Source organism: Variovorax sp. OK605 (assembly GCF_900115445.1).
In the GTDB taxonomy this organism is placed as follows: Bacteria; Pseudomonadota; Gammaproteobacteria; order Burkholderiales; family Burkholderiaceae_C; genus Variovorax.
This window is the reverse complement of sequence record NZ_FOWL01000009.1, coordinates 55,992-78,520: the sequence shown is the minus strand read 5'-3', so window position 1 is coordinate 78,520 and position 22,529 is coordinate 55,992. Positions and strand designations below refer to the sequence as shown.

Below are 22,529 nucleotides of genomic sequence, written 5' to 3'. Positions count from 1 at the left end.
CGCCATGTTCGTACAACCGGCCTACGCCGAGAAAGACATCGCCGCGCTGCATGCGGGCATGCGCGCCTGGAGCTTCGCCACGCTGGTCACGCAGGGCCCGAGCGGCATCCAGTCGTCGCTGCTGCCCTTCCTGGTCGACACCGAGACCACGGCGGCCGCCCCGTTCGGCACGCTCGTCACGCACCTGCCGCGCCACGACCCGCTGTACCAGGACCTGCTGGTGGCCGCCGAGGTGCTGGTGATCTTCCAGGGCCCGCATGCCTTCATTTCACCGAGCTGGTACCGCAACCAGATGACCTTTCCGACCTGGAACTACACGCTGGTGCAGGCGCGCGGCAAGCCGATCGTGAGCGAGGACGAAGACAAGGTCATGCAGGTGCTGCGCCGCACCGTGGCGCACTACGACACGCCGCTGGGCGGCAGCTGGGACTTCGGGGAGATTCCCATGTCGCATACCGGCTCGCGGCTGCGGGTCATTGCCACGCTGGAGATTCCGATCGTTTCGCTCACCGGGAAAATGAAGCTCAACCAGGACAAGTCGGTCGAAGACCGACTCGGCGTCATTGCCGCGCTCGAAGCGCGGGGCGATGCGCGGAGCCTGGAAATGGCCGGCCTGATTCGCGCGCAGAGCGACATGCGCGAAGCGCTCGCAGCCCCCTCGTTGTCTTTGGAAAGCACGTCATGAACCTTGCCGACATTCCCCTTCAGGGCGCCACCGATGCCGCGGCCCCGGCCGGGGCCGAACCCACCGAAGCCCAGGTGCGCGAAGACCTTGCCGCGCTCTACCGGCTCATCGCGCATTTCAGGATGACCGACCTGATCGACACGCACATCAGCGCGCGCGTGCCGGGGCCGGAGAACCACTTTCTCATCAACCGCTACGGCGTGCTCTTTCACGAGATGCGCCCGCAGGACCTGGTGAAGATCGACATGGACGGCAAGCCCGTGGACCCCGGCGACCCCGAGACCACCAACCGCGTGAACGCGGCCGGCTTCACCATCCATTCGGCCGTGCACATGGCGCGCCACGACCTGGCCTGCGTGATCCACACGCACACGGCCGACGGTATCGCGGTGGCCTGCCGCGCCAAGGGGCTGCTGCCGATCACGCAGCATGCGCTGCGCTTCCACAACCGGCTCGGCTATCACGACTACGAAGGCATTGCCGTCGACCTGCAGGAGCGCGAGCGGCTGGTGGCCGACCTGGGCCCGCACAAGGCGATGATCCTGCGCAACCACGGCCTGCTGGCCGCGGGCACGACCATTGCCGAAGCCTTCGTGAACATCTACTTCCTGGAGCGTGCGTGCCAGGCGCAGATCAAGGCGACCTCGGGCGGGGAGGAACTGGTCTATCCGTCGGCAGAGGTGTGCGAACGCACCGCGCGCCAGTTCGAGCGGCCGACCGCCATGGCGTACTGCAACCGCGTGTGGGCGGCCGCGCTGCGCCTGCTGTAACGCAAGCATTCGCGCAAGCGCGGAAGTCTCAGGACAACCCGGCCTTGCCGCCGAGCGCCTTGGTGGCGCTCATCAGCATCGGCGCGAAGCGCTTGGCGAAGGCGTCGGCGCTCCAGTCGGCCAGCGAGCCCGAAATGTCGATGGCGGCGATCGGGCGGTTCTCGTTGTCGAGCACCGCGCTGGCCAGGCTGATCTCGCCGAGCATGCTTTCCTCCGACGCAATGGCGTAGCCGTCGGCCGCGCTCTGCGCGATCATTTCGCGGATCTGCGCGTGGTCCGTCACGGTGCGCGAGGTGAGCGGCGTGGCGCTCGAGCGCGCGAGGATGCCGTCGACTTCTTCCGAGGGCAGGTGCGACATGATCGAACGGCCGCTGGCCGTGTGGATGGTCGCGAGCCGCCGGCCGATGAGCGTGGTGGTGTAGGTCTGGCGCTTGGTCTGGCGGCGCAGCGCAAAGATGATCGTGAGGTCGTCGAACAGGCTCAGCTCCACGCGCTCGCCCGACTCGCGCTGCACGTCGACGATGAGCGGCGTGGCGCGCTCCAGCAGCGGCACGCTGCGCAGGTAGTCGAAGGTGCGCTCCAGAATCTTCTTGCCCAGCACGAAGCCGCGGCCGTTGATGCCGCGCTCCAGGTAGCCCAGCGTCACCAGCGTGTAGGCCATGCGCTGGGCGGCGCTGCGGTCCATCTCGCAGTACTCGGCAATGTCGTTGAGGCTGAGCGGCGCCGGATGGTCGGCGAAGCATTCGAGCACCTTCATGCCCTTGGCCAGGGACTGGATGTAGAGCGTGTCGGGGCGAGCGGTCATGCGGTGGAAATGCGCCGGGGCGCTGTAGGGCGGAGCGAAGGCCAGAGGATAGCGCATGGGTATCGCATGGCAATGCTTTGAGCGCGATTAACGATATGCACCCGCGTCGACTTTCCGGCTCGCCCACCCCTGAGGCTTCGCGCCTGTGTGCGGTCCTACCCGGCAAACCCCGCCAGCAGCGCATTGAACTTCGCGGGGTTCTCGATGAACATGAAGTGCGAGCCCGCCTCCGCGTCGTCGAAGATCTCGACCCGCGCCCCCGGCACCTGCGTGGCCTCCCACCGCATGCAGCTGTGCGGCACCAGGCTGCCCTTGCCGCCGATGAACAGCGTGGGCCGGTCGATGCGCGGCAGCACCTCGCGCCAGTCCTGGTGGCAGTGGTTGTAGAGCATGTCGGCCGCCGCGGCGCGCGGCATCTTCATGTTCATGTCGACGATCCACTGGAACAGGTCGGCGGAAATGCCGGGCGTGACCATGGCGCGCAGAAAGCCCACGGTGGCCTCGGTCCCGCCAGGGCCGCGCAGCGCGTTGGCGGTTTCGCTCACGCTGTCGGCCGTGAAGATGGGGCCGTAGTCCGCAACCTGCTGCTCGCTCCAGTCGGGGTTGCGGGTGAGGCAGGTTGCCTGGTCGCAGAAAACATAGCGGCCGATGCGCCCCGCACCGAAGAGGTCGAAGTGGCACCACAGCACCGAGCAACCCATGGAGTGGCCGACGATGGTCACCTGGTTCAGGTCGAGGGCAACCAGCGCGTTCTGCAGGTCGGTGGCCAGGCGCGCAATGCGGTAGCCGTGACCCGGCTTGTCGGCGTCGCCATGGCCGCGCAAATCGAACGCGATCACGCGGTGCCTGGCGGCCAGCCCTTCGAGCTGGTGGCGGTATTGCGCGGCCGTTTGCGACCAGCCCGGTAGCAGCACCAGGGTCGGGCCGCTGCCCGCCTCCAGGTAGCTCAGCCTGATGTCGCCATCCACTGCGACGGTCTTGCGCACGATGCCTGTCGTTGCTTCCATGTTTGTCTCCATGTCTGTCTGCTTTTATGAAATGAATTGGCCCAAGCTCAAAGGAACCCGATGGACAGCCACGGAATGGCCGCCACGGCAACGGTGCCCACCAGCAGGGCCAGCATGTAGCCGACGATCGGCTTGATGCCCTTGTCGGGCGACACCCTGCCGATGGCGCACGCCGCGTAGTAGCCCACCCCCAGCGGCGGCGCGAACAGCCCCAGGCCCATGGACAGCACCACGACCATGGCGTAGTGCACCTCGTGGATGCCCAGCTGCCGCGCAATCGGAAACAGCAGCGGCCCGAACAGCACGATGGCCGGAATGCCCTCCAGCACCGACCCCAGCACCACGAAGGCGACCAGCGACACCGCCAGGAACATCGGCGCGCCGCCGGGCAGGCTGCCCATCACCTCGGCCAGCCAGCGCGAGAAGCCCGATTGCGTCAGCCCCCATGCCATGGCCGTGGCCGTGCCGATGATCAGCAGAATGGCGCCCGACAGCGACGCGGTGGCCACCAGCATCGGCCCCAGCCTTCGCCAGTCGAACTGCCGGTACACCAGCAGCCCGGCCGCTACCGCATAGACGATGCCGATGGTCGACACCTCGGTTGCCGTGGCCACGCCTTCGACCACGGCCGCGCGAATCACAAAGGGCAACGCCAGCGCCGGCAGCGCCACGCCGGCCAGCTTGAGCACCTGGCGCATGGGCGGCCGCGCAACCTGGCTCAGGTCTTCATGCCGGTTGCGAACGCACACGACCACGCACAGCATCAGCCCCAGCACCACGGCCGGCAACAGGCCGCCGGTGAAGAGCGCGGCAATCGACACGCCCGTGACCGAGCCGATGGTGATGAGCACCAGGCTCGGCGGCACGGTTTCGGTCTGCGCGCCGGTGGCGGCCAGCAGGGCCACGAGTTCGCCCTCGGCCGCGCCGCGCTTCTTCATCTCCGGGAACAGCGCGGGCGCAATGGCGGCCATGTCCGCCGCCTTGGAGCCCGAGATGCCCGACACCAGGTACATCGCACCCACCAGCACGTAGGAAAGCCCGCCCTTCACATGTCCCAGCAGGCTTGCGAGGAAAGCGACCATCGCCTTGGCCATGCCCGTCATCTCTATCAGCAGGCCCAGGAACACGAACAGCGGCACTGCCAGCAGGATGAGGTGCGACATGCCTTCGTCCATGCGCCCGACGATCACGGGCAGGGCGGTGTCGGTGGTCAGCGCCAGGTAGCCCAGGGTGCCCAGGCCGAATGCGAACGCGATCGGAATGCCGCTGAGCACGCAGGCCAGCACCACGCCCACGAAGAACACCAGCAGGTTGAGCCGGCCCAGGTCTTCGAACACCGCGCGCCCCAGCGTGAAGGCCGCAATGAGCGTGAAAACCACCGCGAAGGCCTGGGTCGAGGTCTTCCAGTCGAAGTCGCGCAACAGCCGCAGCACCGCGAACATGCCCATCAGCGCCACGCCCACCGGCAGGGCGGCGGCGCGCCATGCATTGGAAATGTCGAGCGCGGGCGTGGTGATGAAGCGCTCTTCGCTGGCGTATTCCCACGCAGGCCATGCCACCAGCGCCAGGAAGGCGAGGGCGGCGTAGAGCGACACGGCCTCGGCAAAGCGGCGGCGCGGCCCCGTCAGCCTGGACACCATCGCCGTCATGCGCATGTGCTCGCCGCGCCGCAGCGCCACCACCGCGCCCAGCATCGCGAGCCAGATGAAGATCATCGACGCGAGCTCGTCCGACCAGATCAGCGGCTTGTGCAGCACGAACCGCGCGACCACGCCGGCCAGCAGCACCGCCACGTCGGCCAGCACCAGCGCGCCCGCGGCCGTGTCGACCAGCGTACCCAGCACGCGCTCGGTGCGCGCCACGAACGAGGCCGGGCTGGCCTCGTTGGCCGCGTCGCCATGGCCTTGCCCGTGCCCACCCGCCGTGGTGTCTTCGTCGTCGATTCCTGCAGGCCCTTCGTGGTGCTCTGGCGGCCGCGCCGCCGGGCGCGGCGTGTTCATGCGAGCTTGCCCGTGTTGCGCTCCAGCAGGGCCCAGGCTTCGTCGCCGTACTTGCCCTTCCACTCGGCGTAGAAGCCGGCCTTGCGCAACTGGTCGCGAAACGCGGCGGGGTCGGGCTGGTTGACCTGCATGCCCTTGGCCGCGAGCTCTTTCCGCAGGTTGGCATTGAGCTCGGCCACGTCGGTGCGCTCCTTCATGGCCGCGGCGTTGATGTGCTTTGCAACGACGGTCTGCAGCTCGGGCGGCAGCCTGTCCCACGCGCGCTTGTTGGCCAGGAACCAGAAGCCGTCCCACATGTGGTTGCTCATGGAGCAGAACTTCTGCACTTCGTAGAGCTTGGCGGTCGAGATGATGGCGAGCGGGTTCTCCTGCCCGTCGACAATCTTGGTCTGCAGCGCGGAGTACACCTCGGCGAAGTTGATCGAGGTGGGCGCGGCGTCCAGCGCCTTGAACATGGAGGTCCAGAGCGGCGACACCGGCACGCGGATCTTGAAGCCCTTCAGGTCCGCCGGCGTTGCAATGGCCTTGTTCGACGAGGTGATCTGGCGAAAGCCGTTGTCCCAGATCTTTTCCATGGCCACGATGTTGGCCTTGGCAATCTGCGTGCGAATATGGCTGCCCAGGTCGCCGTCCATGGCCTTCCACACGCTCGCGTAGTCGGGGAAGGCAAAGCCCACGCCGCTGATGGAAGCCGACGGCACCAGCGTCGACAGAATGAGCCCCGACAGCGTGAAGAACTCCACACCGCCCGAGCGCAGCTGGCTCAGCACGTCGGTGTCGGAGCCCAGCTGGTTGTTGGGAAAGATCTGAATGTCTACCTGCCCGTTGGTCTCTGCGCGAATGGCGTCGGCCATCTCCTTGGCCCGCAGGTTCATCGGGTGCGACACGGGCAGGTTGTTGGCGTACTTGTAGTTGAAGACGTTCTTCTGCGCGAGGGCGTGGCGCAAAGGGAGCGCAAGGCTAGAGGCGGCGACGGCGGTGCGCAGCACGGTGCGGCGTTGGATGTTCATTCTTTGTCTCGGTGTCTTGGTTTGTTTTGAATGCGATCGTCCGGGGGGCAGAGTGCAGGCTCAGTTCGTGGCGGCCTCCCCGATGTCTCCACGCTCGGCCAGCAGCCGGCGTATGTCGTTCTTGGTCACCTTGCCGTAGCCCGACCGGGGCAGCGACTCCCAGAAGAAAACGTGGCGCGGCCAGCGGTATTTGGCGCAGCGGCCGTCCAGGTGGCCCAGGATGTCCTCGGGCGTCACACCGTCGCGGTTGCACACCAGAACGGCCACGCCCACCTCGCCCCATTTGGGGTCGGGCATGCCCAGCACGGCGGCCTCGCGCACCGCGGGGTGGGTCAGCAGAATTTCTTCGACCTCGCGCGGGTAGACGTTGGAGCCACCCGAGATGTACATGTCCGACTCACGGCCCGTGATGTAGAGCAGCCCTTGCGCGTCCACGCGGCCCAGGTCGCCGGTGTGGAACCAGCCGCCGCGCAGCGCCTTGGCTGTGGCCCCCGGGTTGTTGAAATAGCCCGCGAACACGGCGGGGCCGCGGCAGCAGATTTCACCGACCGCGCCTGCGGGCAGGCGTTGCATCTGCTCGTCGAGGATGGCCACCTCCATGCCGGTGCGCGGCCGTCCGCACGAGCCGATGTGCGCGTTGGCATCGGCGTCGTCGGCCGAGTGCATCGACGGCGGCAGCACCGTGATGCAGCCCGTGACCTCGCCAAGCCCGAAGTACTGCACCAGCACCGGCCCGAGCTTTTGCAGCGCGCGCTTCTGGTCGGCCCGGTACATGGGTGCGCCGGCATACACCACGTAGCGCAGCGAGCCGTGGTCGAACTCGTCGACCGACGGGTCTTCCACCAGCATCTTGACGATGGTCGGCACCGTGAACACGTTGCTCACCTTGTGGCGTTCCACCAGCGACCAGAAACTGCGTGGCGCCAGCCTGTCGGAAGGCGGCAGCACCGTGGCCGCGCCGCGCGCCACGTTCAGCAGCGCATGAATGCCCGCGCCGTGCGACAGCGGCGCGACGGCAATGGAGCAGTCTTGCTCGGTGGTGCCGGGAATCAGGTCGGCGAGGTGGTTGGTCACCACGAACGCGAGCTGGCCGTGCGTGAGCACCGCCGCCTTGGGCTTGCCGGTGGTGCCCGAGGTGTAGAAGTACCAGAGCGGCGTGTCGGCCTGCACATCGGCAATGGATTTTTCGGCGCTGGAGTTTGCGGCAAGCATCGGCTCGTAGCCGTGCTCCCCCTGGCGCGGCACGCCGGCAGCGACCACGTGGCGCAGGTGCGTGCTGGCCGCGCGCACCGCGTCCACGTGTGCGGCAAAACAGTCTTCGGCCAGCATCACCGTGGCTTCGCTCGAACTGCCCAGGTACGCCACCTCCGGCGGCGTGAGCCTGAAGTTGACGGGCACCCACACCGCGCCCATGCGAAACGCGGCCCAGCAGCTTTCGAACAGCGCCAGGTTGTTGCGCGACTGCACCAGCAGCTTGTCGCCGGCCCGCATGCCCAGCGCGCGCAGGCCCTGCACGAGCGCGTCGACGCGCTCGTCTATCTCGCGCCAAGTCCACTCGCGCTCTTCCAGGATCAGGCCGGCGCGTTGGGGAAACAGCGCCGCCGTCTGCGCAAGCAGCACCGACAGGTTGGCCGCCTGGGCTGCGCTCACGCCGCCTCCAGCACGCTGAGGTAGTTGGCGACGGCCGCGCCGCCCATGTTGAACACGGCACCCGGCTTGCCCGTGCCCACCTGCATGTCGCCGGCCGTGCCGCTCAGTTGCATCGCGGCCATCACGTGCTGCGACACACCCGTGGCGCCGATGGGGTGGCCGCGCGACTTCAGGCCGCCCGACGGGTTCACTGGCAGCCTGCCGTCCTTGTGCGTCACGCCGTCCAGAATCACGCGCGCGCCCTGGCCGTGCGGCGCCAGGCCCATGGCCTCGTACTCCAGCAGCTCTGCGATGGTGAAGCAGTCGTGCGTCTCCACGAAGTCCAGGTCGTCGAGCGTGAGCTGCGCCGCTGCCAGCCCGCGGTGCCACGCCAGCGCCGCGCCTTCGAAGCGCGTGGGGTCGCGCCGCGACAGCGGCAGGTAGTCGTTGACCTGCGTGCGCGAGCGCCAGCGCACCGCGCGTACCGTCGCCGAGCCCACGGGTGCGGCCGAGATCACCAGCGCCGCGGCGCCGTCGGACACCAGCGAACAGTCGGAGCGCTTGAGCGGACCTGCAACGAATGGGTTCTTGTCCGACGGATTGCGGCAGAAGTCGAAACCCAGGTCGCGCCGCATGTGCGCAAACGGGTTGTGCGTGCCGTTGGCATGGTTCTTGGCCGCAATGGCCGCCAGCGCGTCGCTCTGGTCGCCGAAGCGCTCGAAGTAGCCGCCCGCGATCTGGCCGAACACGCCGGCAAAGCCCGCGGGCGTGTCGCCTTCTTCCTTCACGTAGGAGCAGCGCAGCAGCGTTTGCGCAATGACCGGGCCGGGCACCGCGTTCATGATCTCGAAGCCCACCACCAAGGCGTGGCGCACGCGCCCGCTGGCCACCGCGTCCAGCGCGGCCCAGATCGCGGCCGACCCGGTGGCGCAGGCGTTTTCCAGCCGCACGGCCGGTACGTGGCGCAGGCCGGGCACCGCCATGGCCACCAGCGAGGCGCTGAAATCCTGCGGCAGGAAGCCGCTGTTGAAGTGGCCGACGAAGATGCCGTCGATGTCGCCGGCCTCCAGACCTGCGGTGCGCAGCGCGGGCTCGACCGCGTCACGGATCAGTTGCTCGCTGTCCGCCGCGTCGAGCTTGCAGAAGGGCGTGTGGCCCCAGCCGACGATGTAGCTGTTGGTGTGCATGGGCTTTGCTCCTCAGGCGGGGTTGGCTTGGCTGGCGTGGCCAGCCGTGGCGGTGGTCGTGGCCGTGGCCGTGGGCAGGCCGCGTCGCAGCGTCGGCAGGCCGACGCCGGCCGCGTCGAAGCCGCCGTCCACCGCAATCACCTGGCCGTTGATGAAGCTCGCCGCGTCGCTGCACAGAAAGCCGACCGTGTGGGCCATTTCCTCCACGCTGCCATAGCGGCCCAGCGGAATGGCGTCGCAGTAGTCGGAGCGAATCGCCACGCTGTGGACCAGCTTGGCCATTTCGGTTTCCACAGGGCCGGGCGCGATCACGTTCACGCGCACGCCCGCATTGCCCAGCTCGACCGCGTACTGCTTGGTGAGGTGGATGAGCGCCGCCTTGCTGGTGCCGTAGGCCACGCGCAGCGTGCTGGCGCGCAGGCCCGAGATGGACGCCACGTTCACCACCGCGCCGCGGCCGGCCTCGGCCATCCATGCGCCGAAGGCCTGCGTGCAGAGAAACGCGCCGTCCAGGTTGGTGCCCAGCACCGTGCGCCAGTCCGCGAAGGTGGTTTCCGCGATGCGCTTGAACACCGCCACGCCGGCGTTGTTGACCAGCGCATCGACGCGCCCGAAGCGGCCCAGCACGGCCCTGGCCGCGGCGTCGACCTGCGCGGGGTCGGACACGTCGCAGCGCACGCCCAGCACTCGCTCTGGCAGGGCCAGGTCGCGCACGGCGTTGTCGAGTGTGGCGTGGTCGTTGTCGAGCAGCGCGACCTGGTAGCCGTGCGCCAGGAACCACTGTCCGATGGCCAGGCCGATGCCGCGCGCGCCTCCGGTGACGACGGCGACGCGGGGGGAAGAAGGTGTAGCGGAGGGTGTGTCTGTCATGGTTTTCTTGGGTTTGCGGAATCAGGATTCATCGGAAGGCAGCCACTCTTCGAGCGTGATCTCGAAGGTGACGCACACGGCGTTGGCGCCCGCCACGAAAGGGCCGCCGTAGACCTGGCCCTGCGTGTCGGCGACCACACCGGTCAGTGCCGCGCGCAGCGTGCCGTCGGGCTGGCGGCGCACTTCGCCGGCCAGGCTCACAATTTCCACGGCCGGCCCGCGAATCACCTGGCAGGTGCCGTCGGGCCGCTCCAGGCAGGCGTCGACGAGGCTGCCCAGCGCGCCGCGTACAAAGGCGTTGCCGAAGCCCTGGGCCACGCAGAGCTTTTCAACGCTCTGCATCAGGTCTTCGTTGGGGCCGATGCGTGCGTAGGCCACGCGGCCCATGCGGCCGCGCTCGATCAGGCGCACATCAGACATGGGTCACTGCCCTGGCTTCGGGGCGCATCAGCGGCATGCGGGTTTCTTCGTCGTAGGACACGCGCAGCTCGAAGCTGTCGAGCGCGGTGACCACCACCGTGACGGGAATGCGGCCGACCACCGCGCGCTCGGTCAGGATGTGTCCGCCGCGCACGCGCCCGTCGGCTTCGCGGAACGCGCCGTGGCAGTGCACCACCGGGCTGCCGCTGGCCGTGCGGCCCAGCGTGGCGTTGCCGAAGATGAGCCGCGCGCCGCGCAGCGTCTCGGGTGCGCCGTAGGTGGCAAGCACGCGGCCGGTGGGGTCGGGCAGCGCCATGCAGAAGCTCATGGCGTCGAGTTCGCCGTCGATGAGCGTCATCGATGCGCTGGCCACGTCTTCGCTGTACAGCGCCCGCACGAGGCTGTCGTACAGCGTGGCGCCCGGGGGAAGCGACAGGCGAAAGTGCCGACCCTTGTCGGCGTGCATGTGGGCGATCCGCACAGGCCCGCTAGGGCCGGGGTGAACCACGGTGCGTGCTCGTGGCAGGCCCGTCGTTTTCTCGATCATTTCTTTGTCTCCTTGGCGCGCGGCAGGGGTAGAGCCGGCGTCTGGCACAAAGTCTAGGATCGGACATCCATAGCAACAAATCTACAATTCAGATAGATCAATACAGGATTCAGATCGATGGAACTGCGCCACCTTCGCTGCCTGGTCGCCGTGGCCGAAGAGCTTCACTTCGGCCGCGCCGCGCAACGCCTGCACTTGTCGCAGCCCCCTGTGAGCCTGGCCATCAAGGAGCTGGAAGACGAACTGGGCGTGGCCCTGTTCGAGCGCACCTCGCGGCGCATTGCCATCACGCGCGCGGGCGAAGACGCGCTGCACGACGCGCGCGCCGTGCTCGCCGGCATGGAAACCATGCGCCGGCGCGCGCACGACGGCGCGGCCGGCATCATGGGCTCGATTGCGGTCGGCTTCATCAGCCTGCCCGCCTATTCGTTCCTGCCGCAGACGCTGCGCTGCTTCAACGAAGCGCATCCGCGCGCGCGGGTTGCGCTGCGCGAGGGCATCACCGAGCAGATCGTTGCCGACGTCGAGGCCGGCCACCTCGACGTGGGCATGGTGCTGCAGCCGTCCGACATGCCGGCCACGCTCGGCTCGCGGCTGGTGCAGAAAGACACGCTGATCCTTGCGCTGCCCGAGGCGCATCCGCTGGCCGGTGCCGGGCCGGTGGCGCTGGAGAAGTTCTCGGGCGAGCGCTTTCTGGGCTTCGAGCGCCACATCGGCCCGCAGATGTTCGACGCCATCGTCACCACCTGCATGCGCCGCGGTTTCAGCCCGCTGATGTTTCCGGCGCGGCAGATGAACACCATCGTGAGCCTGGTGTCGGGCGGCGTGGGCATTGCGCTGGTGCCGGCGTGCGTGAAGGCGCTGCACCGCGAAGGCGTGGTGTACCGCTCGCTGAAGGGCGAGAAGACCTACGTCGACACGCTGGTGGTGTGGCGCAAGTCGGACGAGTCGCCGTTGGTGAAGGCCTTGTTGGCGTTGCTGCCCGATGCGGCACCGAGGGCGGGAAGAAAAACAGCGATGGGCGGGGCGCGCGGCTGAGCGCCGGGCGGGCGGCTTTCAGCCGAGCATCGGCGTCAGGTCCGGGTCGCCCTTGGCCATGGCGCGGCGGTACGCCGGCCGCTCGCCGATGCGCTGCAGGTAGGCGCGAATGTTCGGCCAAGGTGCCAGGTCGAGCGGCTGGAACAGCCGCATCGTGGTGAGCGAGAACACGCTCATGATGTCGGCCGCCGTGAACTCGTCGCCCGCCAGGTAGGTCGCTTCGCCCAGCCGTTTTTCCAGCAGCGTCAGCACCAGGTCGAGCCGGCCCTGAACGGCCTTGAGCACCGGGTGGTCTGCAGCCAGCTTGGCGCGGCTCATCATCATCAGGCGGCCCATCGACGGTTGCAGGTTGCCGTTGGCAAAGTGAAACCAGTACAGAAAGGCGGCGTAGTCCGCATGCTCCTGGCCGGGCTTCAGGCGGCCGCCGCCGTGCTTCACGATGATGTATTCGACGATGGCAGCCGACTCGGCCATCAGCAGATCGCCGTCTTCGATGACCGGCGCCGCGCCCAGCGGGTGCAGCGCCTTGAGTTCGGGCGGCGAGAGCACGGTGACCGCGTCGCGCGTGTGGTGCTGAAGCTCGTAAGGAATCTCCAGCTCTTCGCAGAGCCAGACGATGCGTTCGGATTGGGAATGGCCGAGGTGATGGATTTTGAGCATGGGGTGTGGGGGGGAGTGGGGGAGTGCTTGCGGGTGTCGGGGTGCGCCGCCGGCCAATGCAGAAAGCACGCTGGCGCGGTGGCACGAGATGGTCGCACGGAACCCGACGCCTTCCCCGTCAGCCGATCAGCCTATCAGCCGCAACGCCGACTCCCACGCCATCTGCGAATGCGCCAGCCCCTCCTCGCGGTTGAACTGCGCCGCCGTGCGCTCGCACACGGCCGCCGGCGGCAGGCTCAGCTTGCGCCCGCCGCTCAGCGCCTTCACCTGCGCCTGGCAGGCGCGCTCCAGGAAGTAGATGTTCAGGAACGCCTCGGCGATGGTGCGGCCCGCGGCCAGCAGGCCGTGGTTGCGCAGGATCATCGCGCGGTGCGTGCCCAGGCTCTTCACCAGCCGCTCGCGCTCGTCGAGGTCCAGCGCAATGCCTTCGTAGTCGTGGTAGCCCAGGTGGCCGTAGAACTTCAGCGCGTGCTGGCTGATGGGCAGCAGCCCTTCTTCCTGGCACGACACCGCGATGCCGTCGGCCGTGTGCGTATGGATGACGCAGGCCAGGTCGTGCCGCGCCATGTGCACGGCCGAGTGGATGGTGAAGCCCGCCGCGTTCACGCGCTGCGAGGCGTCGGCGGCGTTCACGGCCTTGCCGCTCGGGTCGATCTTCACCAGGTCCTGCGGCTGCATCTCGTGGAACAGCACGCCGTAGCGGTTGATGAGGAAGTGGTCGGGCGTGCCCGGCAGGCGCGCGCTGATGTGCGTGTCGACCAGGTCCGTCATGCGGAAGTGGGCGACCAGGCGGTACAGCGAAGCCAGGTCGTGCCGCGTGCGGGCCTCGGCTTCGGCGATGGCTTCGGGGGAAAGTGTCTCTTCGTTGGTGGTCATGCGGGGGTCATGCGGTGGTCATGCGTTGGGTGCGGCCGCAAGGCCGGGTTGTTGCCGGATCAGCTCGGCCACCGCCAGGCTCTGCGCGTCGCCCTGGCGCTCCAGCGCCGCGATCACGCCCAGGCGGTCGGCCACGGACTTGTCCTGGTTGAGCTTCATCTTTCCTTCGATGCGCGCAATGGGAATGCGCACCGCGGCAATCGCCTTCAGGCGCAGCGCCGTGTAGTCGGCCGGCACGCCGGGAAACGACCAGTCGCCGCCCAGCGGCGTGTCGTAGGTGGCCACGGTGCGCTGCAGCACCGCGTGAATGGCGTCGGTGCCCTCCACGACCTCGGGCGCGCCGTGCACGTGGATGGCGGTGTAGTTCCAGGTCGGGAAGGTCAGGCGGTGTTCGTACCAGCTCGGCGAGATGAAGGCATGCGGCCCCTGGAAGATCACCAGCGCCGGGGCGCCGGCCTTCAGGTCGCGGTACTGGGCGTTGCCGCGCGCGAGGTGCGTGGTCAGAAGGCCGTGCGCGCTGTGCGAGCCGCCCGGGCCCTCCTCGTCGACCAGAAAGGGCAGGTGCGTGGCGTTCAGCCCGTTCTCGCCGTGCGTCACGAGCGTGGCAAAGCTCCACTCGCGCATGCGCGCGCGCAGCAGCACCTCGTCGGTCTCGGCGTAGGCCGGTGGCGTGTACATCGGCGCGGTCCTCAGGCGTGGCGCTGCAGCCAGCCCACCGTGTCGTCGAAGGCCACGCCGGCCACCTCGGCCACCGACACCGCTTCGAGGAAGCTGTGCACCGTGCCCTTGTAGATCTTCGACTCGACGTCGACGCCCTCTTTCTTCATCTTCGCGACCATGTCGATGTTGCCGTCGTACAGCGGATCGCATTCGGTGATGACGAGGTACGCCGGCGGAATGCCGCGCAGGTCGGCGTCGAGCAGGTTCATGCGCGGGTCGGTGTAGTCCTCCTTGCGGCCGAGGTAGTTCCGGTAGAACCACACCATCATGTGCAGCGACAGGCCGAAGTCGCCCGCGCCGTAGCGCACCACCGAGTCCTGGTACAGGTCGGTGCTGAAGCCCGTGTAGTTGAGCACCATGCCGCGAATGGGGCTCTCGCCGATGTCGCGAAAGTGCAGGCAGGTGCCCAGCGACAGGTTGCCGCCGGCCGAGTCGCCGCCGATGAAGAGCTGCGCCGCGTCGAACTCCAGCGCGCCGGCGTTGGCCTTCAGCCAGTTCACGGTGTCGATGCACTCCTCGATCGGCTGCGGGAACTTCGCTTCGGGCGCGCGTGTGTAGTTGATGCCCACCACCACGATGCCCGCTCGCTGTGCGTACTCGCGCATCACGCGGTCGTGCGTGTTCACGCTGAACAGCACGAAGCCGCCGCCGTGGATGTAGAAGAACGCGCCCGGCATGCGGCGCTCGCTCGGGTAGTACACGCGCACCATCACCTCGCCGTGGCGCGTGGGCACCTGGTGTTCGACGGTGCGCGCCATCTGCGGGCCGCCCTCGGTCCAGGGGGCGCGCACCTGTTCCGCGATCTCGCGGCCTTCGTCGATGGAGACGGTGTCGCGGCGCGGAAACTTCGAGGCGTCGGCCGCCATCTTCTGCACGAAGAGCTGGACTTGCGGGTCGAGCGGCGCGGGCTTGGCGCCCTGGGTCGAAGCGGCGAATGCGGGGTCGAGTTGGGTCATGGTTTGCGTTGCCAGAGGAAAAATGTCGAAAGGAGTAGGAAGCGTGAACAGGGCGCGCTCAGTAGCCGCGCGCCGTGTCCACCTGGTTGAAGAACGGCGCGCCTTCGCGCAGCTGCGCCACGTTGCGTGCGATCTGCGCGGCGACCACGTCGAAGGCCGCCATGGTCGCCATGTGCGGCGTGACCACCACGCCCGGCGCCTGCCACAGCGGGTTCTCGGGCGGCAGCGGCTCCTGCTCGAACACGTCGACCACCGCGCCGCGCAGTTGGCCGCTGTCGAGCGCGGCCAGCAGGTCGGCCTCGACCAGGTGCTCGCCGCGGCCGCAATGAATCAGCGTGCTGCCCTTGGGCATGGCCGCGAAGGTGCGCGCGTTCAGGATGCCGCGCGTCTGCGGCGTGAGCGGCAGCAGGCACACCAGCACGTCGGTTTGCGCCAGGAAGGGCTCGAAGCCCTCCTCGCCGCTGAACACCGCAACGCCCGGGATCTCGCGCGCCGAGCGCGCCCAGCCGCTCACCGTGTAGCCCAGCCGGGGCAGGAAGGAGGCGATGTGCCCGCCCAGCTCGCCCAGGCCCATGAGCCCCACGCGGCAGGAAGAGGCGGGCGTCTGCAGCGGGCGCTTCCATTGCTGCACGCGCTGGCTTGCCATGGCCTGGTCGAGCTTGCGGTGGAAGTGCAGCACGCCCCACAGCACGAACTGCAGCATGCCGTCGGCCAGCAGCGGGTCGACCACGCGGCACACCGGCAGGCCGCGCAGGTCCTGCTCGGCCACCACGTTGTCGACGCCGGCCGCGATGCTGTGCACCAGCTTCAGGTTGGGCATGCGCGCATACACGCCGGGCGGCGATTGCCAGCAGGCGGCCACCTCGGCGTCGAGGCAGCGCGGGTCGGGCCAGGTGACGATGTCGAGCGTCGGGTCCGCGGCCAGCAGCAGCGGGCGCAGGAAGTCCATGTCGACGGAACGGCTCAGAAGGGCGACAGTGGTCATGGGTTCGAAAGCAGGTGCAGCGCCAGCGCGTGGTACGCGGGGAGGGTGGTGGGGTCGAGGCCGGCGTTGCCGGCCTTGGGGTGGGAGGCGAAGCGCGCGATGGTCATTTCGGCCACGGGGTCGATGTAGACGCCCTGGCCGTGGATGCCGCGCGCGCAGTACGCGCCGTGGGCGTTGTGCGTGACCCACCACATGTGGCGGTAGCTCCAGCCCGGCAGCAGCGCATAGCCCGCGCGCGCGAAGTGCGCGGGGTCGGCGCCGCGGCGTATGTCTTCCACGGCCGCTGCGGGCACGATCTGGCGGCCGTTGAAGAAACCGTTGCCGCGCATCACCTCGCCGAAGCGGGCCATGTCGCGCAGCGTGCCGTTGAAGGCACCGCCCGCGCCCGCCAGGCGCTTGCCGTCGACGCCGAAGTAGGCGTCGTGCTCCGCGCCCATCGGCTGCCACAGGCGCTCCTGCACCAGCTGCTGCAGCGGTTGGCCGGTGACGTTGCACAAGATCCAGGCCAGCACCTCGGTGTTGACGGTCTTGTAGGCGAAGGCTTCGCCGTGCCAGTCGTTGCGCTGCACCGTGCAGACGAACGCGCGAATACCGCAGGGGTCGATCACGCCCGGCTCGCGCGGCAGCTGGCCGGCGGCACGCAGGTACGACCACACCTCGGCGCCGGGGCGCGTGTAGTCCTCGTCGTATTCGAGCGCGGTCGTCATGTCCATGGTCTGGCGCAAGGTGGCGTTGCCCCAGGCGCTGGCTTCCAGCTCGGGCACGTAGGCCGTCACCAGCGCATCGGGGTCGATGCGCCCGGCCACCATCTCCGCCGCGGCCAGCGTGCCGACCAGCGACTTGGTGACCGACATGCACACATGCGGCGTGTGCGCCCGCAACGGGCCGTCGTAGTGCTCGTAGACGATGCGGCCTTGGTGCAGCACCACGATGCCGTCGGTGTGGTTGGCCGCGAGCGACTGGCGCCAGCTCATGGGCGCGGCGCCGCCCAGCGGCGTGAACGCCAGGCCGTCGATGTCGTCGCGCAGCGCGTACGGCAGCGTGCTCGCCGGTCCTTCGCCGCGCCACACCTGCGTGGTGGGCACGCCCTCGCGCAAGGCGCTGAAGCGTTCGCGCACGCGCGGTGCCGACCATGCCGCGGGGTCTTCGCTGGGGCGGGGCGCACCCATGCGCCAACCGAGTTCGGGGTGGCTTGCCGTCATGCCGCGAGCTTGTGTTCGAAGAAGTCGAGGCCCGGCATCGCGCCGAGCAGCTGGCGCGTGTAGTCGTGCTGCGGTGCGCTGAAGAGCTGGCCCGGCGCGCCGCGCTCCACGATCTGGCCCTTGCGCATCACCACCACCGAGTTGGAGATCTCCGCGGCCACGCGCAGGTCGTGCGTGATGAACATCATCGTCAGGCCCAGCTCGGCCTTGAGCTCGGCCAGCAGCGCGAGCACCTGCGCCTGGATCGACACGTCGAGCGCGGACACCGCCTCGTCGGCAATCAGCAGGCGCGGCTTGAGCGCCAGCGCGCGCGCGATGGAAATGCGCTGGCGCTGCCCGCCCGAGAACTCGTGCGGAAAGCGGTTGACGGCCGAGGCGCCCAGGCCCACGCGGTCGAGCAGCGCGGCCGCCGCCTTCAGCGCTTCGGCACGCGGCGTGCCGAAGATCATCGGGCCGCGCGCAATCGCGTCGCCCACCTTCTGGCGCGGGTTGAGCGAGGCGAACGGGTCCTGGAAGATGATCTGCACCTGGCGGCGGTACTCGCGCAAGGCCGCGGCGTTCTGCGTGAGCACCGGCTGGCCGGCGAAGGTGATGGCGCCGCTGTCGGGTTCGATCAGCCGCATCACCATGCGCCCGAGCGTCGACTTGCCCGAGCCCGATTCGCCCACCACCGACACGGTTTCGCCTTCCTCGATGGCCAGGTCGATGCCGTCGGCCGCCACCACCGTGCGCGGCGGCGCGAACAGGCCCGACTTCGACACGAAGGTCTTGCGCAGCTGCTCGATCTTCAGCAGCGGCGCGCTCTTCGCGGCGCTGCGCGGCGTGCTGCGGGCATGGCGGCCCGGCACCGCGTTGATGAGCGCGCGCGTGTAGTCGTGCTGCGGGTTGCGCAGCACCTCGTCGCGCGTGCCTTGCTCCACCACGCGGCCATGGCGCATCACCACCACGCGGTCGGCAATGTCGGCGACCACGCCGAAGTCGTGCGTGATGAACAGCACGCCCATGCGGCGCTCGGCCTGCAGCGACTGCATCAGGTCGAGGATCTGGCGCTGCGTGGTCACGTCCAGCGCGGTGGTGGGCTCGTCGGCCAGCAGCAGGCGCGGGTTGTTCAGCAGCGCCATGGCGATCATCACGCGCTGGCGCTGGCCGCCCGACAGCTGGAACGGATAGCTGCGCACGATCTGCCTTGGCGCCGGCAGGCCGACCGCCTCGATGATCGCGATGCAGCGCTCCTCGATGGCCGAGGCCGACAGGCCCGCCGCGTTGTGCAGCTGCAGCGCCTCGGCCACCTGCGCGCCGATGCGCTGCAGCGGGTTGAGCGCGCTCATCGGCTCCTGGAACACCATGGCGATGCGCTCGCCGCGCAGCTTGCGCATGGCGGCGGCGTCGAGCCGGGTGAGGTCGGTGCCTTCGAGCAGCACGCGGCTCTTGCTGTCGAGCTTCACGCGCGGGGGCAGCAGCCCGAGGATGGCGTGCGCCGTCATCGACTTGCCCGAGCCGGACTCGCCGACCAGGCAGACGATTTCGTTCTCGGCGATGTCCAGCGTGAGCCGGTCGACCGCGTAGCTGCGGTCGCCCGAGCTCGGCAGGACGATCGACAGGTCCTGGATCGACAGCAGCGGGCCACCGGCGCCCGACGGGCTGGACTGGGAAGGAGGCATCTTCGTCATTGGCGCGAGATCCGTGGGTTGAGCACGTCGTTCAGGCCTTCGCCCACGAGGTTGATGGCCAGCACCGTCAGCAGGATGGCCAGGCCGGGAAAGAAGCTCATCCACCAGGCCTGGCGCAGCATGGTGCGCGCCGCGCCGATCATGAAACCCCAGCTCATGAGGTTGGGGTCGCCCAGGCCCATGAAGCTCAGGGCGCTTTCGATGAGGATGGCGCTGGCGATGCTCAGCGAGCCCGCCACGATGATGGGCGACAGCGCGTTCGGCAGGATGTAGCGCACGATCAGCGACAGCGGCGACTCGCCCTGGCAGCGCGCGGCCTGCACGAACTCGCGCTCCTTCAGGCTCAGGAACTCGCCGCGCGTGAGGCGTGCCACCTGCGGCCAGCTGACCAGCGCGATGGCCACCACCACGGTGCGGATGGAGGGCTCCAGGATGGCCACCAGCAGGATGCACAGCATGAACGCCGGAATGGTCTGGAACAGCTCGGTGAAGCGCATCAGCGCCTCGCCGATGCGCCCGCCCAGGTAGCCCGAGAGGGCGCCCACCACGATGCCGATGACGAGCGCCACCAGCGTGGAGGCCAGCCCGATCATCAGCGACACGCGCGTGCCGTGTGCGATGCCCGAGGCGATGTCGCGCCCCAGGCTGTCGCTGCCCAGCAGCATGCCGTCGGTGCCCGGCGGGGTGAACGGCGCCGCGATGGTGTCCCACGGGTCGCCGGGAAAGAAGAAAGGCGCGGTGACGGCCAGCGCGATGACCGCCAGCAATATCACCAGCCCGAGCATGCCGCTCGGGTGGCGCAGGAAGGAACGAAGGGTGGCTTTCATGGGGGCTTGTGTGGCGCTCAGGCGGCCTTGATTCGGGGGTCGATCACGCGGTAGAGCAGATCGGTCAGCCAGTTGAAGGCGATGACGAGCACGGAGAGCACCAGGAAGATGCCCAGCATCACCTGGTAGTCGCGCTGCAGCACGGCGTCGTAGGTGAGGCGGCCCAGGCCGGGCCAGGCGAACACCGTCTCGATGACCACCGAGCCGCCGATCAGCGTGCCGGCCTGCACGCCCGCCATGGTCACCACCGGCAGCAGCGCATTGCGCAGCATGTGGCGCCAGAGAATGCGGCTTTCCGAGGCGCCCTTGGCGCGCGCGGTCTTCACGTAGTCCTGGTGGCTCACCTCGATGATCGACGAGCGCATCAGCCGCGCGTAGATGGCCAGGTACAGCATGCCCAGCGTGAACGCCGGCAGCGCCAGGTGCTTGAGCTTGTCGAGCATGGCGGCCCAGCCGCTCATCGGCACGCCGATGGTTTCGTAGCCGAAGGCCGGCAGCCAGCCGAGCTGCACCGAGAACAGCAGCACCAGCATCAGCCCCAGCCAGAACACCGGCGTGGCGTAGATCACCAGCGCCACCAGGCTGATGAGCGTGTCCGACGCCTTGCCCGCGCGCACGCCCGCCAGGCTGCCGAGCACCACGCCGCCCACCAGCGAGATGGCGAAGGCCGACAGCGTGAGCAGCAGCGTGGCCGGCAGCCGCTCGCCGATGGCGCTGGCCACCGTGCGCTGCTGGCGGTACGAATACCCCAGGTCGAGCGTGACCACCTTGCCCAGGTACGTGGCGAGCTGCGTGGTCACGGGCTTGTCCAGCCCGTAGTCCTTGCGCACGCGCGCCAGGAACGCCTCGTCGGTGGCGCCCGACTGCCCGGCGATCACCAGCGCCGGGTCGCCCGGCGCGGCGCGCACCAGCATGAAGTTGAAGATGGCGATCAGCAGCACCACCGCCACCATCTTCGCGAACCGCGCACCCAGCGCGCCCAGTGCGCCCAGAGCTCCCGCTGCGCCCAGCCATTGCTGCTTCATGGATGCGTCAGGCCTTGAACGACACGGTGTCGAAGCTCTCGTGCACGCCGATGGCCGTGGTCACGAGGTTCTGGATGCGCTTGTCGTAGATGGTCGGGAACTCCATCTCCACCAGCCAGGCGATGGGCACGTCCTCGACGATGAGCTTCTGCATCTGGCTGTACAGCGCGCCGCGCTTGGCCTCGTCGACCTCGGTGGCAGCCGCGTCCGCGATCTTGTCGACCTCGGGGTTGGAGTAGCCCACCGTGTTGGTGAACAGGATCTTGCGGATGTTCGAGGTCACGTAGTTGCGGGTCACGCCCAGTGCCGGGTCCCCGAACTGGTAGAGCCACGAGAGGTTCAGGTCGTAGTCCCAGTTGCTGATGCGCTGCGTGTAGCTGCCCGGGTCGGTCGACTCCAGCACCACCGCGATGCCCACCTTGGCCAGGCACTGGCGGATGTACTCGCAGGTGCGCTGCACCATCTCGCCGTAGGGCGACACCGGGAACTTGACCGTCACGCGCGTGCCCTTGGCGTCGGGTTTCAGGCCCATCTCGTCGAGCAGCGCCTTGGCCTTCTCGATGGAGAAGTCGTACTTGCGCACGTTGGGCTCGTAGAACTTGGTCTTCGAGTTCACCGGGCCGGTGGCGACCTTGCCGAAGCCGTACAGGATCTTGTCCTTGATGAAGTTGCGGTCGATCGCATGCATCACCGCCTGGCGGAAGCGCTTGTCGTTCAGCGGCGCCGTGCGGTTGTTGATCTCCAGCCACATGATGGGCGCGAAGTACTCGTAGCCCTTGGTGGTCACGGCCAGGTTCGACTTCTTGCCCAGGCGCTGCGCGTCGAAGAGCTCCAGGTCGGTCCACTGCGTGAGCTGCACCGTGCCGTTCTCGAGCGCCAGCGCGCGCGAGGCGCCGTCGGGCACCACGCGGTAGATGATGGCGTCCAGGTAGGGCAGGCCGGGCTTGAAGTAGTTTTCGTTGCGCACCAGGTGGATGTGCGAGCCGCGCACCCATTCCTTCAGCTTGAACGGGCCCGAGCCCACCGGGTTCAGGTTGGCCGGGTTCTTCACCACGTCGGTGCCTGCGTAGATGTGCTTGGGCATCACCGGCAGGTTCGAGATGTCGAACGCACCGATGAAGGGACCGAAGGGCTCCGCGAGCTTGAAGACCACGGTTTGCGCGTCGGGCGCGGTGATCGACTCGCAGCGCCCGAAGATCGCCTTGGCGCGCGGGTGCGTGAGCGGCAGGAATTCCTTCACCGTGTAGACCACGTCCTCGGAGGTGAGCGGCTTGCCGTCGTGCCACTTGGCGTTGGGCTCCAGCTTGAAGGTGTAGGTCTTGCCGTCGGGCGAGATGGTCCAGCTCTTGGCCAGGCTGGGCAGCGGCTTCAGGTTGACGTCGTAGGTCAGCAGGCTCAGGAAGATCTTGCCGGCCACCATCTGCGTGGGCGTGAGCTGGCTGATGGCCAGGTTCAGGATGGGCGGCTCGGGCTGCACGATCGAGTTCAGCGTGCCGCCGCGCGTCTCGCCGTGCGCGTGGGTGATGCCCAGGTTGAGCTCGAGCATGCCCATGGCGCCGGCGGCCATCAGGAACTTGTTGAAGTCGCGTTTCTGCATGAAGGGTCCTCGAAGGATGGTTTGAATTCAGGAGGTGGCGAGC

At 68.4% G+C, this 22,529-nt stretch carries 22 protein-coding genes; 3 read left to right on the top strand and 19 right to left on the bottom strand.

The features are described from left to right. Nucleotides 1-4: 4 nt before the first annotated feature. Nucleotides 5-685, top strand: coding sequence for an FMN-binding negative transcriptional regulator (locus BM013_RS23280; protein ID WP_093130028.1), 681 nt, complete (start codon nucleotides 5-7; stop codon nucleotides 683-685). Further along, complete coding sequence (locus tag BM013_RS23275; protein ID WP_093130027.1) at nucleotides 682-1,455, top strand: class II aldolase/adducin family protein; 774 nt, start codon at nucleotides 682-684, stop codon at nucleotides 1,453-1,455. Before BM013_RS23280 ends, BM013_RS23275 begins: the two co-directional genes overlap by 4 nt. A gap of 28 nt (nucleotides 1,456-1,483) precedes the next feature. Here BM013_RS23275 and BM013_RS23270 read toward each other — a convergent pair whose 3' ends face one another. The 9 genes from BM013_RS23270 to BM013_RS23230 form a co-directional block, all read right to left on the bottom strand. Further along, the gene (locus BM013_RS23270) at nucleotides 1,484-2,260 is read right to left on the bottom strand and encodes an IclR family transcriptional regulator (protein WP_093130323.1); all 777 of its coding nucleotides are present in this window, start codon (nucleotides 2,258-2,260) and stop codon (nucleotides 1,484-1,486) included. 155 nt (nucleotides 2,261-2,415) lie between these two features. Further along, nucleotides 2,416-3,267, bottom strand: a complete 852-nt coding sequence (locus BM013_RS23265; protein WP_177206585.1) for an alpha/beta fold hydrolase — start codon at nucleotides 3,265-3,267, stop codon at nucleotides 2,416-2,418. A gap of 47 nt (nucleotides 3,268-3,314) precedes the next feature. After that, entirely contained in the window at nucleotides 3,315-5,267 is a 1,953-nt protein-coding gene (locus BM013_RS23260) for a TRAP transporter large permease (RefSeq protein ID WP_093130025.1), read from the bottom strand. Continuing rightward, on the bottom strand, nucleotides 5,264-6,277 hold the full coding sequence (locus BM013_RS23255) for a TRAP transporter substrate-binding protein (RefSeq protein ID WP_093130024.1): 1,014 nt from the start codon (nucleotides 6,275-6,277) through the stop codon (nucleotides 5,264-5,266). Before BM013_RS23255 ends, BM013_RS23260 begins: the two co-directional genes overlap by 4 nt. Before the next feature lie 60 nt (nucleotides 6,278-6,337). Further along, the gene (locus BM013_RS23250; protein ID WP_093130023.1) at nucleotides 6,338-7,927 is read right to left on the bottom strand and encodes an acyl-CoA synthetase; all 1,590 of its coding nucleotides are present in this window, start codon (nucleotides 7,925-7,927) and stop codon (nucleotides 6,338-6,340) included. Continuing rightward, nucleotides 7,924-9,093, bottom strand: a complete 1,170-nt coding sequence (locus BM013_RS23245; RefSeq protein WP_093130022.1) for an acetyl-CoA acetyltransferase — start codon at nucleotides 9,091-9,093, stop codon at nucleotides 7,924-7,926. The genes BM013_RS23250 and BM013_RS23245 overlap by 4 nt, the downstream gene beginning before the upstream one ends. Before the next feature lie 12 nt (nucleotides 9,094-9,105). After that, nucleotides 9,106-9,963 (bottom strand): SDR family NAD(P)-dependent oxidoreductase, encoded by an 858-nt coding sequence (locus BM013_RS23240; RefSeq protein ID WP_093130021.1) that lies wholly within the window; start codon nucleotides 9,961-9,963, stop codon nucleotides 9,106-9,108. Between the two features lie 21 nt (nucleotides 9,964-9,984). Further along, nucleotides 9,985-10,383, bottom strand: a complete 399-nt coding sequence (locus BM013_RS23235) for a PPC domain-containing DNA-binding protein (RefSeq protein WP_093130020.1) — start codon at nucleotides 10,381-10,383, stop codon at nucleotides 9,985-9,987. Beyond that, nucleotides 10,376-10,930 (bottom strand): PCC domain-containing protein, encoded by a 555-nt coding sequence (locus BM013_RS23230; protein ID WP_093130019.1) that lies wholly within the window; start codon nucleotides 10,928-10,930, stop codon nucleotides 10,376-10,378. The genes BM013_RS23235 and BM013_RS23230 overlap by 8 nt, the downstream gene beginning before the upstream one ends. Nucleotides 10,931-11,047: 117 nt before the next feature. Between BM013_RS23230 and BM013_RS23225 the strand changes: the two genes are divergently transcribed. Further along, nucleotides 11,048-11,968: a LysR family transcriptional regulator gene (locus BM013_RS23225; protein WP_093130018.1), complete on the top strand. Its 921-nt coding sequence runs from the start codon at nucleotides 11,048-11,050 to the stop codon at nucleotides 11,966-11,968. 18 nt (nucleotides 11,969-11,986) lie between these two features. On the opposite strand, the gene BM013_RS23220 is transcribed toward BM013_RS23225, so the two are convergent. From BM013_RS23220 to BM013_RS23175, 10 genes are all read right to left on the bottom strand, one after another. After that, a complete protein-coding gene (locus BM013_RS23220) occupies nucleotides 11,987-12,628 on the bottom strand; it encodes a glutathione S-transferase family protein (protein ID WP_093130017.1) in 642 nt (213 codons plus the stop codon). A gap of 126 nt (nucleotides 12,629-12,754) precedes the next feature. Beyond that, a complete protein-coding gene (locus BM013_RS23215; RefSeq protein WP_093130016.1) occupies nucleotides 12,755-13,504 on the bottom strand; it encodes a class II aldolase/adducin family protein in 750 nt (249 codons plus the stop codon). Between the two features lie 18 nt (nucleotides 13,505-13,522). Beyond that, complete coding sequence (locus tag BM013_RS23210; RefSeq protein ID WP_093130015.1) at nucleotides 13,523-14,182, bottom strand: FMN-binding negative transcriptional regulator; 660 nt, start codon at nucleotides 14,180-14,182, stop codon at nucleotides 13,523-13,525. 11 nt (nucleotides 14,183-14,193) lie between these two features. Then, a complete protein-coding gene (locus tag BM013_RS23205; RefSeq protein WP_093130014.1) occupies nucleotides 14,194-15,180 on the bottom strand; it encodes an alpha/beta hydrolase fold domain-containing protein in 987 nt (328 codons plus the stop codon). A 58-nt stretch (nucleotides 15,181-15,238) separates the two neighbouring features. Then, nucleotides 15,239-16,165: a 2-hydroxyacid dehydrogenase gene (locus tag BM013_RS23200; RefSeq protein WP_093130013.1), complete on the bottom strand. Its 927-nt coding sequence runs from the start codon at nucleotides 16,163-16,165 to the stop codon at nucleotides 15,239-15,241. Continuing rightward, a complete protein-coding gene (locus BM013_RS23195; RefSeq protein ID WP_093130012.1) occupies nucleotides 16,162-17,367 on the bottom strand; it encodes a serine hydrolase domain-containing protein in 1,206 nt (401 codons plus the stop codon). The genes BM013_RS23200 and BM013_RS23195 overlap by 4 nt, the downstream gene beginning before the upstream one ends. Further along, nucleotides 17,364-19,028, bottom strand: coding sequence for an ABC transporter ATP-binding protein (locus tag BM013_RS23190; protein ID WP_093130322.1), 1,665 nt, complete (start codon nucleotides 19,026-19,028; stop codon nucleotides 17,364-17,366). The genes BM013_RS23195 and BM013_RS23190 overlap by 4 nt, the downstream gene beginning before the upstream one ends. A 5-nt stretch (nucleotides 19,029-19,033) precedes the next feature. Continuing rightward, nucleotides 19,034-19,864 carry an ABC transporter permease gene (locus tag BM013_RS23185; RefSeq protein ID WP_093130011.1) on the bottom strand — a complete coding sequence of 277 codons (831 nt, stop codon included), beginning with the start codon at nucleotides 19,862-19,864 and terminating at the stop codon, nucleotides 19,034-19,036. A gap of 17 nt (nucleotides 19,865-19,881) precedes the next feature. Next, on the bottom strand, nucleotides 19,882-20,889 hold the full coding sequence (locus BM013_RS23180) for an ABC transporter permease (protein ID WP_093130010.1): 1,008 nt from the start codon (nucleotides 20,887-20,889) through the stop codon (nucleotides 19,882-19,884). Nucleotides 20,890-20,896: 7 nt separating this feature from the next. Next, a complete protein-coding gene (locus tag BM013_RS23175; RefSeq protein WP_093130009.1) occupies nucleotides 20,897-22,486 on the bottom strand; it encodes an ABC transporter substrate-binding protein in 1,590 nt (529 codons plus the stop codon). Between the last annotated feature and the right edge of the window lie 43 nt (nucleotides 22,487-22,529).